We start from the raw sequence: 14,436 nt of genomic DNA, 5'->3' as shown, positions 1-14,436 counted from the left end.
TAGGTGATGGGGTTAAATCCCCGACGATGGGGATAACTGACACTAGGCGATCTTCCTTAATAGGTCCTATGATGCAGCATACAGGAGGTAGAGAGCCGTCTTCGCTCTCGGCAAGAATCCCGATCACCTGTTACCCATCACCAATTCCCTGAAAATGTGGCTGGCTCAGACCAGCCCTCATTTTACTACTGCTGGTTGAGAATCACTTGCTCCCCCGATCTCCACTTTGCATAGGTAGCGAGCGATTCGGCAATAACGGGAATGGCTGCTGATGCAGACAGGATATCGTCGACGACGACGCTCTTGTTCTCGAGGATCTTGTAATCCTCGAAGAAGCGCTTAAGAACAGCCATGCGGTGAGGAGGAAGGTCATGGACATCCTTGCACGTCTTATACTCGGGATCCCCCACGGGAACAGCGATGACCTTATGATCAAGTTCATCCTGATCCTTCATGACCATGAGCCCGATGGCACGTGCCTTTACAAGTGTCAGTGGATAAACGGGAGTAGCTCCTAGGACAAGAATGTCGAGTGGATCGCCATCATCGGCCAGGGTCTGGGGAATGAACCCGTAGTTGGCGGGGTAATAGACGGCCGAGTGGAGAACCCGATCCAGACAGAGCATCCCGCTCTCCTTGTCCATTTCATACTTATTGGAGCTGCCCATCGGGATTTCGATAATGCACTGAATGATGCCCTCCGAGGATTTTTCTCCAGCAGAAACATCGTGCCAAGGATTCGGTCCGGTCTGCTCGTAAGGTGCGGGTATTTTGATCATGAATTTTTATTAATGGAGAGGGGTTGGATAATTACAGAAGAGAAGGCCGCATTCCAAGTCTTCTTGGAGAAAACAGGAGGTCAATCTATCCCTGTCTGCTCATCATGAACCGCGGATAGGGTCTCGGATTGGGTGATCTTCTTGGCCGGCTGATGTGCCAAGTCACGAATCCAGAGATTGAGGATATAGGTCAGGACAACTGCCACATAGAACTGGCCGATGATCGCCTGGGAGATAGCAAACGCTCGGGCCGGATGAGAGAACGGGACAACGTCCCCGTAACCGAGGGTCGTCTGGGTGACGAAGCTGAAATAGTATAGCTCGTTGAAAGTCTGTTTAAAGGGGGGGGCATTGAGCCCCTTAGCCAACTGAGTCTGAAGATCCTGAAGATGAAAAGCCGATGGATCCATTCTGGAAATCAAGGTGTAAAAGCAAGCGTAGATGGTGGCGATCCAGACATAGAGATTGCAGGCTCCGATCACCTCGTCGAATCCAGCCCTCTTCGATCTGAGAATCTTGAGGACCCAGACTATGGCACCATAGACCATCATACAGAGAGCGCTCCCCTGCAGAGCAATCTCGATTGATTCACCCCAAGGCAGCATGGCTATTCCCCTGACATTGCGGATCGAGAGAATGATCATCGGGATCAGAAAACTGATCAGAAAAAGGGACGCGGTTCGCGTCCAGCCGACGAAAGAGATCAACGCCATCCAGGCCACGGCGATCATCAGGAGCATGGTGACACTCACCGGTAGGTAATAACCGAAAAAGAGGAGGCCCAGCAGGATCATCCCACCAATGAGATGGCGGCGCTCCTCCCATTTTCGTTGATGCAGGGAGTTTGACATCATGGTTACCAGTCCCCCCCGCCGCCGCCCCCGCCACTTTCACCTCCACCGCCGGAAAATCCACCGCCATCTCCCCCGCCCCCACCTTGACCCTGTCCCCCTCCAAAACCACTTCCCAAGCCTCCAAGTAAGAAGCCCGTAGCAGCAGCGGAACCGAGACCCATTCCAGCGCCGGAGCCCGGACCACCCCCACGGCGGTTCCGTCCAGTGATGATCAGCACAATCATCACCAGCAGGAAGAACCCTAGCGGAGAAAAGAGAAAATCCTTGAGCGTCGTGGGCTTCCCATTGGCGTGCCCTGTCCCCTTGTACTCACCCTTGGTTGCCTGCATCACCGCCGTGATCCCCGAGGCAAGGCCGGCACCGTAGTTCCCGGCACGGAAAGCAGGTGCCATTGTCTCCCTTACTATTCTAGTACACAGCACATCGGGCATCGCGCCCTCCAAGCCATACCCGGTCTGGATCCAGGCCTTGTGGTCTTGGACACAGATGATTATCAGCACTCCGTTGGAGGTTTTTTTCTGGCCAATATGCCAGGCCGAGTAGAGCTGCTGCGCGTATTCTTCAATGGATTGCCCATCAGCTAGCTTGGGGTAAACCACCGCCACTATCTGGTTCGAGGTCTGCTTCTCGAATGCTGCGAGCCGCTGATTAAGCTGCGCAATAAGTCCGGGCGTGATTACCCCGGCCTCATCCGTCACATACTGCGTCGGCGCCGGAGGAAGCGCCTCAGCCGACACCTTCCCTAATCCGATCCCAAGCAGGAGCAGCAGACCAAGGAGAAGGTTTCTCAGCATGAGGATCAAATTACTTTGCCGGTGTCGGAGCAGCGCCAAAATCGAATTTCACTGCAGGAGTAGTCTCGGCGCCGGCGGTTGCCTGGAAGTAAGGCTTCTGCTGAAAGCCGAGCATTCCGGCAAAGAGAACCGTCGGGAACGTGCGGATCTTCGTGTCGTAGGCCTGCACGGCGCTGTTGAAGCGACCGCGTTCGACCGAGATGCGGTTCTCCGTCCCCTCTAGCTGGGCCTGGAGGTCGCGGAAGTTGGCAGTAGCCTTCAGATCGGGATAATTCTCCGCCACTACAAGCAGGCGAGAGAGGGCGGAACCGAGCTGACCCTGGGCTTGCTGGAACTGGGCCAATTGGGCCGGATCGGTGGGCGCCTGGTTCTGGTTGATCTGGACTTTACCGACAGAGGCGCGCGCCTCGGTGACCTGAACAATCGTCGACTTCTCGAAGTTGGCGGCGCCCTGCACGGTCTGAACAAGATTCGGAATCAGGTCGGCCCGGCGCTGGTAGACATTCTGAACCTGGGCCCACGAGGCATCGACAGCCTGCGAGTTTCCGACAAGGCCATTGTATGTGCCCACGGCACTTAGAACCAGGAGGACAAGGACACCGAGGATGATGAGGAGTGTTTTATTCATGGGATTTTAGGTGATGGGTAATAGGGATTTGGTGATGGGGTTTTGGTGTTGCTAAAATTACTCAGGTTTCAAGTTTCAGACTTCATGTTTCAAACTCTAGGCATGTCGACGCCTGTCGCGGTCTGCTGCATCACGAGTACGCGATTGATGGCGTTCACGTAGGCTCGGGCAGAGGCCTCGATCACGTCGGTGGAGGCTCCCTTGCCGGTGATGAGTCGTCCATCCCCAAAATCGACTTTCAATGTGACCTCTCCAAGGGCGTCCTGGCCCTCGGTGACAGCCTCGACAAGATAGACGGCGAGGTGGCCGGTCTTCTTCACGATCCGATCGATCGCCTTCATGGCCGCATCGACGGCACCGTTGCCAGGGCTGGTTTCCTCAAGAGTCTCCCCGTTATGCCGCAGCTTGACCGTGGCCGTTGGAACAATGCTTCCACCGCAGACAACATGGAGGGATTCGAGGTTGTAGGCCCCCGTCTCTCCAGCAACAGCATCGCCCGCCAGGGCGACCAGATCATCGTCATAGACAAACTTTTTCTTGTCCCCAAGCTCCTTGAAGCGCGTGAAAATCGGGCCGATCTCGGCCTCCGTGAGTGTCAGTCCCAGCTGCTCGAGACGGGCCGCCATGGCGTGCCGACCGCTGTGCTTCGTGAGCGGCAGATCGGTACCCCCCCAGCCGACATCACGAGGATCCATGATCTCGTAGGTTTCGCGCATTTTAAGGATGCCGTCCTGATGGATTCCCGATCCGTGGGCAAAGGCATTCTCACCGATGATCGCCTTGCTACGAGCGACCTGAAGGCCGCTAAGTCGGCTGATCAGACGTGAAGTCTTGAGAATCTCCTTGGTAGCAATGCCCGTGGAAAGACCGGCGAAGACATCGGGGCGGGTCTTGATCGCCATGACAACTTCCTCGAGGGCTGCATTGCCTGCGCGCTCGCCGATGCCGTTGAAGGTCCCCTCGACTTGACGTGCTCCGGCTTGGACCGCTGCCAGGGAGTTGGCCACCGCCATACCGAGATCATCGTGGCAATGGACACTGATGACTGCTTTCTCAATGTCGCGGACATGCTTGCGCAGATAGGTGATCAGATCGGCGTATTGGCCCGGCATGGCGTAGCCGACCGTATCGGGAATGTTCACCGTGGTCGCTCCGGCCTCGATAGCAGCCTGAACAACCTCAGCCAGGAACTCCGGCTTGGTGCGCGAGGCATCTTCGGGTGAGAACTCCACATCGGAGACCATCGATTTGGCCTGGGTCACTCCCTCGACGGCCAAGCGGATAATTTCCTCATTGGCCTTCTTGAGCTTGTGCTCGCGATGGATCTTGGAAGTGGCAAGGAAGACATTGATGCGGGCGCGATCACCTGCCGGCAGCAAGGCGCGGCCGGCAGCCTCGATATCCTTGGGAACGCAGCGCGCAAGTCCGGCGATCACGGGGCCCTGAATCTCGCTCGCAATAATCTTCACGGCCTCGAAGTCGCCGTCGCTGATGATGGGGAATCCCGCCTCGATGATGTCTACCTGCAGGCGCGCAAGCTGGCGCGCGATCTCCAGCTTCTCGCGGAGGTTCATGGAGGCCCCTGGGCACTGCTCGCCGTCGCGGAGTGTCGTGTCGAAAATGAGGACTCGATCGTTATTCATGTAAAAAAGGATCCGAAACGACCGGATCTCAGGCCGCTCCGGAAAAATTAGAGAGCAAGAAGAAGCAGAGCGCCAGCGCGGACTGCGCAAGTGATGGGATGGGCCCTATTCATGGTGCTGATGATGCCACACTGCAGCTGCCTTTGCAAATCGTCGCTGATCATTTGGTAAGAGGGATGTCGGGCATCCATTGAAGCCAATCCTTCTTGGGAGAGTTAAAGAGAGTGTAGACATGGCCGGGTTTCACCGGATCCCCCATAGCCACCCCCTCGGGAGTTGCAAAATCGATGCAGGTCAGTGCGCTCGACTCGAGTGCCGGCGCACGCACATTGAGAGAAATCAGACCACCCGAGATATTCACTCCGCTGGAATCCCAGAACCGGGTGTACACATGGAGCAAGGGAGCATACTGATTATCAATCGTGAGTGTCAGGCTGATGTTCTGACCATCTGGGGAAAGGGCTTTTTTGATGACTCTTCCCACGGATATTCCCCTGTAGCGGACTTCCGAACCCACGCCGATCTTCGTAGAGGGAGAGTTCAATACAACCCTGAATCCGGGATCTCCCGGCTGGATGAGGGCTGCCTGCTCCTGTGTCACTCCTTTGAAACGATCCACAGCAGGGCCCTTTGCCCCGGGGATACAATCAATGTAGATGCCGCTCACGAGAGTTTCTAAGCCGGATACTTTCTGAAGTGAGATGACAGGCCGAGTCACGGAGAAGACCGATCCTCTACTCCTGAGGTTTTCGTATCCCGGCACCAATCTTGCAGTCACAAGCGCCTTGCCATCAGCGGGTTCAACCTTATCCACAATTCCAACAGGGACTCCCAAGTAGCGCAACTGAGTTTCACCCGGCAGAATTCCTTGGGCGTTGTTAAATTCCAAAATGATTGGTTCGGAGTTGGCACGTGCTGCCGATGGATTGGCATAAAGCTGAAACTCAGCTCCCGCGCTGACCCGATTCCCAATATCTCCGAAAAAGTCAAAATTGATGGCACCGAAGAGCAGCGTCTTAAGTCCCGAAAAATTGATTTTAAAAACACCCGACCCTATTTTTACATCTGTTGGCGACGTAATCCAGAATCTCGCATTGCCCCGAAGGAGATCCTCGTACTGATCGTCGATCAGGACGTCGAGATAGGGCTGGTTGTGATCGTCTAAAGCCTTTGTCCTAACAACACCCACAACAACTCCGCGGAAGTAGACCTGCGAACCCGCCTCTAGATAAGGAGCTATCGCCCCCCGTAGCCTGATCAGGTCATGAATCTTGTTCAGCGAGACGACCGGGGCATTTTCGGCCCCAGTGAAGCGGGCGGAAAATGCGCCAGTGCCCATCGATGCCTGGATGGAATTTCCGTTGATGAGAGAATCGATCCCGGAAGCACCGCTCAGGCTGATTACCGGTTGATCGATCCAGAAAGTAGATCCTTCGCGCGCGATACCCTCTGCGAATTTCTGCAACCGTACGTGTACCTTAACCTTTTCCAGTTTTGCATCAAGTTCCACCTTGTCCACGATGCCGGCCTCCACCCCACGGTAAATCAACTTCGTCTTGTCGGCACGTATCCCTGGGGCGTTTGCGAACTCAATCAGGATTTCGGGCCCGCGACTGAGCCAGTTATGAGCAAACATGTATCCTGCGGCCGATGCGGCCATAACGGGAAAAAGCCAAACCCAGGAGATTTGCAAGCGCTTCTTCGGCACGACAATCCCGTGGTCCTGCTGTGGGTTTGATGGAGTGCTCATGGGTTCAATGATTTGGGACTACGCATCCTCCCAGATCAGGCGGGGTTTGTAAATTTCAGCGGCGACAAGACTGCATAGAAGCACAATGGCAAAAACAATGCATCCCGGTTCGGCTCGAACCGAGGCAAGTGCCCCCAACTGGCCCACAGCGGCAAGGACAGCTAGAAGAAAGATATCGATCATCGACCAGCTTCCAATCCGGTGAACAATCTTAAAAACTTTGCTCCGTTCTCGCCTCAGGGATGGTGAACCATGCAGGAAGAGAACCCAGGCCAACGCCGCCAGTTTCGCAAAGGGCAGGACAAAACTGGCCAGAAAAACTACCCCGGCAATCAAGGGAAGGCCGGAGTCGTAGAGTTCAATAACCCCTCCCATAACTGTCAAAGGATCCACCTTGCCGACAAGAGACATCGTCATCACCGGCATGATGTTGGAGGGAATATAGAGGATCAAACCCGTCACAACGAGTGCTCGGGAGAGATTGAGGCGGGTTTGGTCTGAAAGGTTCATCATGTGATCTCCACACCCATCTCCTCAAGACGTTCCAAGGCAATCTGCTTGTCCGAGATCTGATGGCAGAGGATCGACATGACAGCCACAGCCAGCACAAACCGCGCGCCCGGTTCCCAATGCACCTCTCCTAGCATCTTTAACTTAACCACCGAAACAACCGTCGCGATCGAATAGACTGGGATGAGGTTCCAAGGATTAACAGCGCGTCCAAGAGAAAAAACCCTGCGCAGCCCGGGCAGCTTGATTCGGAAAACAGTAGCGAGCGAGATGTAGAAGACAGAGGAAAGATAAAGCGCCGGAGCAATGATCCCGGCGAAACAAACAAGCAAGGCGATCAGAAAATATCCCTGATTCCATAATTCAATCACACCCGTGATCATGTAGTCGGCCTGCGACCTCCCGACGACCTCAAAGGTCAGGATCGGCGTCGTATTGGCAAGCAGGAGAAGAAAAAGCCCCGTCATCGAGAGAGCCAGGGGTGGCTGAAGGGTCCGTTTTCCGAAGGGAACCATGACTGTCGAATCGCACCGCGCACAGGAGAGTTCCTGCCCCGGAAGAAGCTCTCTCTTCAGGCAGGGGGCCTCGCAATAGGGACAGGCTACCCATTTCCCAACAGGGCCTTCCTCAGTCTTTGTAACTACCTGATTCAAGCCTTCCGAGAATCAAGCAGCGCCACCTTGCCCAGACGCCGCAAGTGACGTGGTTCCTGACTGTACTCTGCTTTGAGAAACGACTCCACGAGATCCCAGGCGACGCAGGGGCCCACGGTACGACCGCCCATACAGAGGATGTTCATATGATCGTCTTCGACTCCCTGCTTGGCGGAGAAATGATCATGGATCAGGCAGGCATGTACTCCCTCGATCTTATTGGCACAGACAGAAGCTCCGACCCCGCTGCCGCAGATCGCAATACCGCGCTCCACCTCACCGGCCACTACAGCATGAGCCAGAGGAACAACGTAGTCGGGATAGTCATCGTCATGGCTAAGCTGATGGGCCCCGAAGTCTACAACCTCATGCCCGGCAGCTTTAAGCTGGGCTACCAGCTCTTCCTTGAGCTCAAATCCCCCATGGTCGGTTGCAAGTCCTACGAGCATGAATGAAGTCTATTTCTTGTTACCATCAAGGCAAGGGAGAAGCTACTCCATCAGATGGGAATAAGCCGGTTTGTGGGCACCTTGGGTTCTTCGCCCCGGATGTATTTGGGCGTCCACCAGATGAAGGCGTAGCGCATGGCGAAAAGGCCCACCAAAATCCCGACCAGACGGTCCCTGATCACGGTGAACTCGGTGGTGGCGTGAGGGTCTTGGGCGACAAGCATCACAAAGGCCAGCCCCATCTGCACGCCGATGTAGGAATACTTCACCCGCCCCATGCAGACCCAGGCGCTGATCCCGGTTCCGAGAGCCATCACGAGCAGGACTCCCATGAGATTGTCCATGTGGGGGATCAGGAACATGGCAAGGAATCCCATCATCCCTCCGATCGAGGCGCCGATGATGCGAAGGCGCTGCTTGAAGACCTGTGAATCGACATTGTTCATGGCTGAGACCGCGCAGGTGATCATGCAGGTATGAATGCCGCTCCAGTCGGTCATGCTGGCAAACATGTAACAGGCCATGGTCGCAATAGTCGCCCTGGTGGCGAATTCCGCGTCGGTGAAATCTTTCCTTTCAACCGGGGCAGGCTCCTCGGGCATTTTTTTTGACGGAACTCCGCGACCCTCTCCCTTGGAATCGAGGCATGCCTCGGCATCCATCAACTCCTTCATGGCTTCGGCCAGTCGTGCATTACCGAAGGAATGGGCGTTGGGAATTTCACCATCCGCATTTTGCGCGCGATGCCACTCCTCCCCTTGCAAAAGACGCTTCCTGAGCCAATCCAGGTGCCTTGAAACGTGATGCCAATCAGCCCGATCGGAGGCACTGGGTGGAACGGAGAGATCCCCCTCGAAGGCAACCCGGTCGATCTCACCGAGTGCCGAGACGATCCGGGTGCAATTTTCCCTCTGCAGAGGGGTCAGGCCTCCGAACTTCTGGATCATTTTGGCCTGATCCAAAGCAACACCCGTGTTCACCCCGAGCTCGAGCGGGGAGAGTTGTCCCACGGCTCTTTTCAGGCAATGGATCTCGATGCGGTCGAGGCCCCTCCGTACTTCTGCCCTGAGCAGATCCAGAGCGCTGGGTGCGCCGAAAAAATACTCGACCAGGAACGATCCCATGATGGTTAGTCCTATGGCGCACCAGAGCCATCCCAGTTGGCTGATGAGATAATTGGGATTGGGATCCTGATCGAAGCTGAAACAGAAGACCGCCGCGAAGATGATCGGTAGCATGAAGATGAGGTTCACCTTCGGGAGCCTGCTCATGAAATAAAAGTTGATCCAGAACATGCCCCCCCAGAGGAGAACCCTGAGCCAGTTGATATTCCACGAGAGGTAGGCGATCCCGAAAATCCAGAGGGACGAAATGATCAGGGCAACAATCGCAAGGACGGCGACATAACGGGTCATCATTTTGTTTCTCTGGAGAAAGACGAAGACCATCAAAACGGCCAGATCCGCCATGGGATTCCGGAATGTCAGGACAACGATCCAAATGAGAAGGCAGGCGCTGACTATTCTCATCGTCCCGCCTAACCGATCAGGCGTTGGCCTCAGCTCCTCCAGGACTTGCCGGAAAAAACCGGCGAGGGTGAAGCCCCCCCTCCCCGGCTGGGGCATCGTGCCGGATGGGGATCCCATGCGAGTCAGCGACCCGTGTGAACCGTTGCGGTCGCCGTGGTTCCGACGCGCAAGATCTCAGGCGGGACGTCATCGGCAAGTTTGATCCTGACCGGGAAGCGCTGTTCCAACTGGACCCAATCCAGCGCCTGGGGGATGACCGGAAGGATGCTCTTCTGCAGTGCCTGGGGGGTGGCTCCCCATCCAATGCTCTCCACCGTTCCCTTGAAGAATTTCCCCGCGGCGGTTTTTAACTCTACGGTCGCGGGATCGCCCGTCTTCATCTTCTGGATCTGGCCCTCGCGGTACGGCTCGCAGACCCACCAGGAATGGATGTCGATCAGCGTGAAGACCTGCTGCCCCTCGGAGGCAAACGCTCCCCGGGAAATCGACATCTGCGAGATCAGGGCATCGAAGGGGGCCTTCACGGTGCAATACTTCAGGTTCAATTCTGCCTGGGCGAGATTCGCGGCGGCGGCGTCACGCTTGGCCTGCGCCTCGGCGATGCTGAGCACGGAGGATTGGGCCGAGAGCAACTGCGCCTGCGAGGCGGCGACTCCAGCTTGGGCAGACTGCATCGTGTTCTTGGCATCGCTCACGTCCTGCGCGCTGGCATAGTGCTTCGCGAGCAGCGGGGCGATGCGGTCGTAGTTGTCCTTGGCCGTGGCCAGTTTGGCCTGCGCCTGATCGAGCGAGGCCTGCGCCGCCTTCGCCTGATCCTCCTGCGCGGCGATCTGCAATCCGGCGTTCTTCAGAGCGCCCTCGGCCATGGCGAGGTTGGCTTTTGACGACTGCACGGCGATCTCGTAGGGAGCGGGATTGATCTCAAAGAGAATGTCCCCCTTGTGAACCAGCTGGTTGTCCTTGATGGGGAGTTCCTTGATTGGCCCCGACACCCGTGGGGCGATCCCGATCATGTCGGCCACGAGCACGCCGTTATTGCAGCGGGGATTGCGGGAGTTCCATGCGTAGGTGATGACCGAGGCTAAGATCGCCAGGATCACGAAGCTCCAACCAATCGCGGCCCCCAGGATGGCCTTGCTGGAATGGCGATCCGCTGGGTTTTCAGCAAGTCCGGTGGGATTCTTTTGCTCTTCGGTAGTCATTTCATTCAGTGGGTGAAAAAGATCAGGTAGATCAACAAAGTGAAGAAAACCCCCAGACAGGGGTAGCCGATTGATCGGGGACGAATCCATCCGTCGATGCCAACCTTAATTAAGATGAAGCGAGAGATCAGGGAGAGCGCCCAACCAATCAGAATCGAGAGAAGCCAGGCTGGAAAATAAGCCCCGCCAATTTCCTGAATACAGGAACATCCCGAGAGGAGGCCGGCCACGCCTACGGAGGCGGTAGCAAGGAGAAGCCGTTTCATCGGCACGAACATTAGGGACGGCGGGAAATCGGAAGCAAGGCAAATGGGGGCTCGACAGGAAATCGCAGTCACCGTTACCTACCCCACTGATGAAGCAGTATTTACGTTTCTCCGTATCTTTTGCAGTCCTAACGTGCCTGCTGGTTCATCCCATGTCATTGACATCGGCAAGAGCTTCCAGCGACTCGGTCTCCATTCCTGCATCCAAGGACAAACAGGCCCCCATTCCCTCCTCGGCGGAAATGACTCGCCAGATGGAGCTCATGGCCAAGCTCCATGATTACAGCTTCGTCGATCCCAAGAAGAGCTACACTCTGCCTGAACTGGTGAACCTGGCCCAGCGTCACAACCCCTCGACCAGAATCTCTTGGGAGACTGCTGTCCAAGCCGCTGCTTCCACAGGCATGACCGAGGCTCAGTTTTATCCCACCCTCACAGTGACGAGTAGTTACGGCGGAGGGTACTGGAGCCAGGACCTCACTGGAGCAAGAAGTCAGTCCGGTATCGTGGTACCCGTAAACTTCAACGATAAGGCCAGTGGTAACTACAGCAACCTGAGCGCCGGGGTGAACCTTCGATACACCCTCTTTGACTTCGGCCAGAGGATCGCAAACACAAAGGCCGCCAAGCGCACCCAAACTGCAGCCAATCTTTCCTTCAACGCCACGCACCAGCAGATCACTTTCCTAGTCACCAAGGCTTACTACACGCTCGAGACCGATCGTCGACTGATCGAGACTGCCGAGGTCTCCGCGAAGTCGGCGGAAGATGTTCTTGGTTCCACACAAGCCAAGTATGATCAGGGCCTTCTGACAGAACCGATCTTGCTTCAAGCCAAACAAGCCAAGGCACAGGCTGCCTTTGATCTGGTCAATGCCCGCTCCAACTGGGAGGTAGCCAGGCTGAATCTGATCCAGGTGATCGGTGCAGAACCGGAATGCGGATTACAGGTTGCAAACTACGATTTCTCGCGTCTCGACAGTCGTCTTCAGGCACCCCTTGACCAATTTGTGCAAGCAGCCTTGAAGCAGAAACCAGACTTACTGGCCAAGGTCGCCAAGGCTCAGTCCGCCGAGCAATCCCTTCGCGCTACGAAAGCAGGTACACTCCCTCAATTCTCCATTAAGGGAGTGCAAAGTTACCAAAATTTCAACACCACGATCAACGGGGGAGAAATTCACGATGTCGGGTTGAGTTTCCAAAACTACGGGGGATCGGTGAATGTCGAATGGCCCTTCTTCGACGGCGGTCTCAACCGAAGCAAGGTGAAGCAGGCGGCCTCATCGTGGAGGGAGGCCAACGAGGCTGTCCTCCAAGCACGAGAGGAGGCCCTTGCCACAGTCTGGCGCTCCTACACGACGGCAAAGGCGTCGATTGAGAGGAAGCAATCTGCGGACGATCTCCTCAAGGCAAGCCAGTCTTCTTATGATGCACTCTTGGCCAGTTTCGACTTGGGCAGGACATCCATTCAGGACGTCCTCTCGGCTCGCACCTCTTTGGCTAAAGCGATGGCGACGAAGGCTGAGTGCGACCAATCAATTGCCGCGAGTTTGGCGACCCTTGCCTACGCGAGCGGGCAGCTCTGAAAGCCATCGGCTTCAAAAGCCATTTCCCGAAAACACAAAATTGCCATCCGGCGACTCCAGGGATAGTTTCAAACGATGCAACGCCGCTGGATCCTGCCGACCATTCCCGATGCGATCCTGACGCGTCGCCTGGCAGTGGAACTCGGGATTCCCGATGTGGTGGCAACACTCCTGAGCGCCAGGGGATTCTCAACGCCCGATAAAGCCACACTCTTCCTGGATCCACGACTTGCCGGCCTGCGTCCACCCGAGGAAATCCCCGGCATTACCGAGGCTGTTGCCCGGTTGATCGAAGCGATCCATTCCAAAGAACGGATCACCCTCTACGGAGACTACGATGTCGACGGGGTCTCCTCGTTGACCATTCTCTGCCGCTATCTCCGCGCGGCCGGAGGAAGCGTGGAATGCTTTATTCCCGACCGCTCTGCCGAGGGATATGGACTCAGCACGGCAGGCGTCGCCCGCTGCCTCCGAGAAACAATCCCCAGCCTCGTTGTGGCGGTCGATTGCGGAACCAACTCTCGCACCGAGGCGGAACAGCTCCGTAAAGCAGGCTGCGAACTCGTCGTACTCGATCACCACGAGCCCGATCCGGAAACCGTAAAATCTCTCTCCGCCGCCCTGGTGAATCCCAAATTGGGAGATGACTTTCATTATCTCTGCAGCGCTGGGATCGTCTTCAAGCTCTGCCATGCCATGCAGAAGGCATTTCCTGTCGAAAGACTCGACCTTCGGGACTTCCTCGATCTTGTGGCCGTGGGGACCGTCGCCGACATCGTCCCCTTGACGGGCGAAAACCGGATTTTTGTAAAGGCCGGCCTCCTCCAACTGGCCCGTTCCCGCTGGGCAGGCCTTCATGCCTTGCTCCATGTGTCGGGTGCCGTCGCCCCTTATGATCCCTCGGATATAGGTTTCAAACTCGGACCCCGGATCAATGCTGCAGGACGCCTCGGAAGCGCCACTGAAGCTCTCCGCCTTCTACTCACAGATGATGCGAATGAGGCGACGCGAATCGCTTCCGGATTGGAACATCAGAACAGGGAGCGCCAGGCCGTCGAGAGGTATGTCACCCTGCAGGCCGAGGAGTGGGTCGCAGCACACTTTGATCCGAACCGCCACGCAACCATCGTGGCGGGAAAGCAGGACTGGCATCAAGGAGTGGTCGGCATCGTCGCCTCGCGTATTTCCCGTCGCTGGCATCGACCAACACTGATCATCGGGTTTGACGGCACCGGTTCCGGCAAGGGAAGCGGACGCAGCATCGAAGGGCTGCCGCTCGTCGAGGCCCTCGGCCGATGCTCTGAACTGCTGGATGCCTATGGAGGCCATGATATGGCAGCCGGCCTGAGTCTTAAGGAGTCGCGGTTAGAGGAATTGAGAAATCGCTTCGAGACTGCGACCAGAGAAATTATCAGCGAAGAGGATCTGATTCCGAGGCTCCGTCTGGATGCCGAACTAGACATGGGACTTGCTGATGAGGACTGGCTCGAGACCCAGGACCGACTTGCCCCCTTCGGCACATCGAACTCTCAACCCCTGCTGTTTTCCCGAGGAGTCACACCCTCCTCGACTCCCCGTGTCCTTAAGGAGAAGCACCTGAGACTGGAACTCAGTAGCAGCGGAAAAAAACGGACAGCCATCTGGTTCAATGCCTCTCTGGATGAATTACCCCGCCCCCCTTGGGATGTCGCCTACACCGTCAACCGCAACACCTGGCAGGGACGCGATGAGGCGCAGGTACAGATCGTGGCTATCAGGAGTGCCTCGGGTAACGCCTAAACATCGATTCTCAA

The 14,436-nt window shown here is 56.3% G+C and carries 14 protein-coding genes; 2 read left to right on the top strand and 12 right to left on the bottom strand.

What is annotated here, in order from left to right; genetic code table 11:
- Window positions 1–185 precede the first annotated feature (185 nt).
- The 12 genes from K8R57_01405 to K8R57_01350 all read right to left on the bottom strand — a co-directional run bounded on the left by K8R57_01405 (window position 186) and on the right by K8R57_01350 (window position 11,057).
- The gene (locus K8R57_01405) at window positions 186–779 is read right to left on the bottom strand and encodes an inorganic diphosphatase (protein ID MCE9586954.1); all 594 of its coding nucleotides are present in this window, start codon (window positions 777–779) and stop codon (window positions 186–188) included.
- A gap of 80 nt (window positions 780–859) precedes the next feature.
- Window positions 860–1,633, bottom strand: a complete 774-nt coding sequence (locus K8R57_01400) for a potassium channel family protein (GenBank protein MCE9586953.1) — start codon at window positions 1,631–1,633, stop codon at window positions 860–862.
- A 2-nt stretch (window positions 1,634–1,635) separates the two neighbouring features.
- Window positions 1,636–2,427 (bottom strand): TPM domain-containing protein, encoded by a 792-nt coding sequence (locus K8R57_01395; GenBank protein MCE9586952.1) that lies wholly within the window; start codon window positions 2,425–2,427, stop codon window positions 1,636–1,638.
- Window positions 2,428–2,437: 10 nt separating this feature from the next.
- A complete protein-coding gene (locus tag K8R57_01390; protein ID MCE9586951.1) occupies window positions 2,438–3,055 on the bottom strand; it encodes a LemA family protein in 618 nt (205 codons plus the stop codon).
- 89 nt (window positions 3,056–3,144) lie between these two features.
- Window positions 3,145–4,698: a 2-isopropylmalate synthase gene (locus K8R57_01385; GenBank protein ID MCE9586950.1), complete on the bottom strand. Its 1,554-nt coding sequence runs from the start codon at window positions 4,696–4,698 to the stop codon at window positions 3,145–3,147.
- A 160-nt stretch (window positions 4,699–4,858) separates the two neighbouring features.
- Complete coding sequence (locus K8R57_01380; GenBank protein ID MCE9586949.1) at window positions 4,859–6,448, bottom strand: MlaD family protein; 1,590 nt, start codon at window positions 6,446–6,448, stop codon at window positions 4,859–4,861.
- An 18-nt stretch (window positions 6,449–6,466) separates the two neighbouring features.
- A complete protein-coding gene (locus K8R57_01375; GenBank protein ID MCE9586948.1) occupies window positions 6,467–6,961 on the bottom strand; it encodes a paraquat-inducible protein A in 495 nt (164 codons plus the stop codon).
- On the bottom strand, window positions 6,958–7,473 hold the full coding sequence (locus K8R57_01370; GenBank protein MCE9586947.1) for a paraquat-inducible protein A: 516 nt from the start codon (window positions 7,471–7,473) through the stop codon (window positions 6,958–6,960). The genes K8R57_01375 and K8R57_01370 overlap by 4 nt, the downstream gene beginning before the upstream one ends.
- A 134-nt stretch (window positions 7,474–7,607) precedes the next feature.
- Window positions 7,608–8,060 (bottom strand): RpiB/LacA/LacB family sugar-phosphate isomerase, encoded by a 453-nt coding sequence (locus K8R57_01365; protein MCE9586946.1) that lies wholly within the window; start codon window positions 8,058–8,060, stop codon window positions 7,608–7,610.
- A 50-nt stretch (window positions 8,061–8,110) separates the two neighbouring features.
- Window positions 8,111–9,706 carry an FUSC family protein gene (locus tag K8R57_01360; protein MCE9586945.1) on the bottom strand — a complete coding sequence of 532 codons (1,596 nt, stop codon included), beginning with the start codon at window positions 9,704–9,706 and terminating at the stop codon, window positions 8,111–8,113.
- 5 nt (window positions 9,707–9,711) lie between these two features.
- On the bottom strand, window positions 9,712–10,791 hold the full coding sequence (locus K8R57_01355) for an HlyD family efflux transporter periplasmic adaptor subunit (protein ID MCE9586944.1): 1,080 nt from the start codon (window positions 10,789–10,791) through the stop codon (window positions 9,712–9,714).
- 5 nt (window positions 10,792–10,796) lie between these two features.
- Window positions 10,797–11,057 (bottom strand): hypothetical protein, encoded by a 261-nt coding sequence (locus tag K8R57_01350; protein ID MCE9586943.1) that lies wholly within the window; start codon window positions 11,055–11,057, stop codon window positions 10,797–10,799.
- Between the two features lie 152 nt (window positions 11,058–11,209).
- Here K8R57_01350 and K8R57_01345 point away from each other — a divergent pair, with 152 nt between their 5' ends.
- Window positions 11,210–12,643, top strand: coding sequence for a TolC family protein (locus K8R57_01345; GenBank protein ID MCE9586942.1), 1,434 nt, complete (start codon window positions 11,210–11,212; stop codon window positions 12,641–12,643).
- Window positions 12,644–12,718: 75 nt separating this feature from the next.
- The gene (gene recJ, locus K8R57_01340; GenBank protein ID MCE9586941.1) at window positions 12,719–14,422 is read left to right on the top strand and encodes a single-stranded-DNA-specific exonuclease RecJ; all 1,704 of its coding nucleotides are present in this window, start codon (window positions 12,719–12,721) and stop codon (window positions 14,420–14,422) included.
- Window positions 14,423–14,436: the final 14 nt, after the last annotated feature.

Source organism: Verrucomicrobiota bacterium (assembly GCA_021413925.1).
GTDB lineage: Bacteria > Verrucomicrobiota > Verrucomicrobiia > Chthoniobacterales > UBA6821 > UBA6821.
The sequence above is the reverse complement of the archived record's forward strand: the minus strand, read 5'-3'. Positions and strand labels throughout refer to the sequence as shown.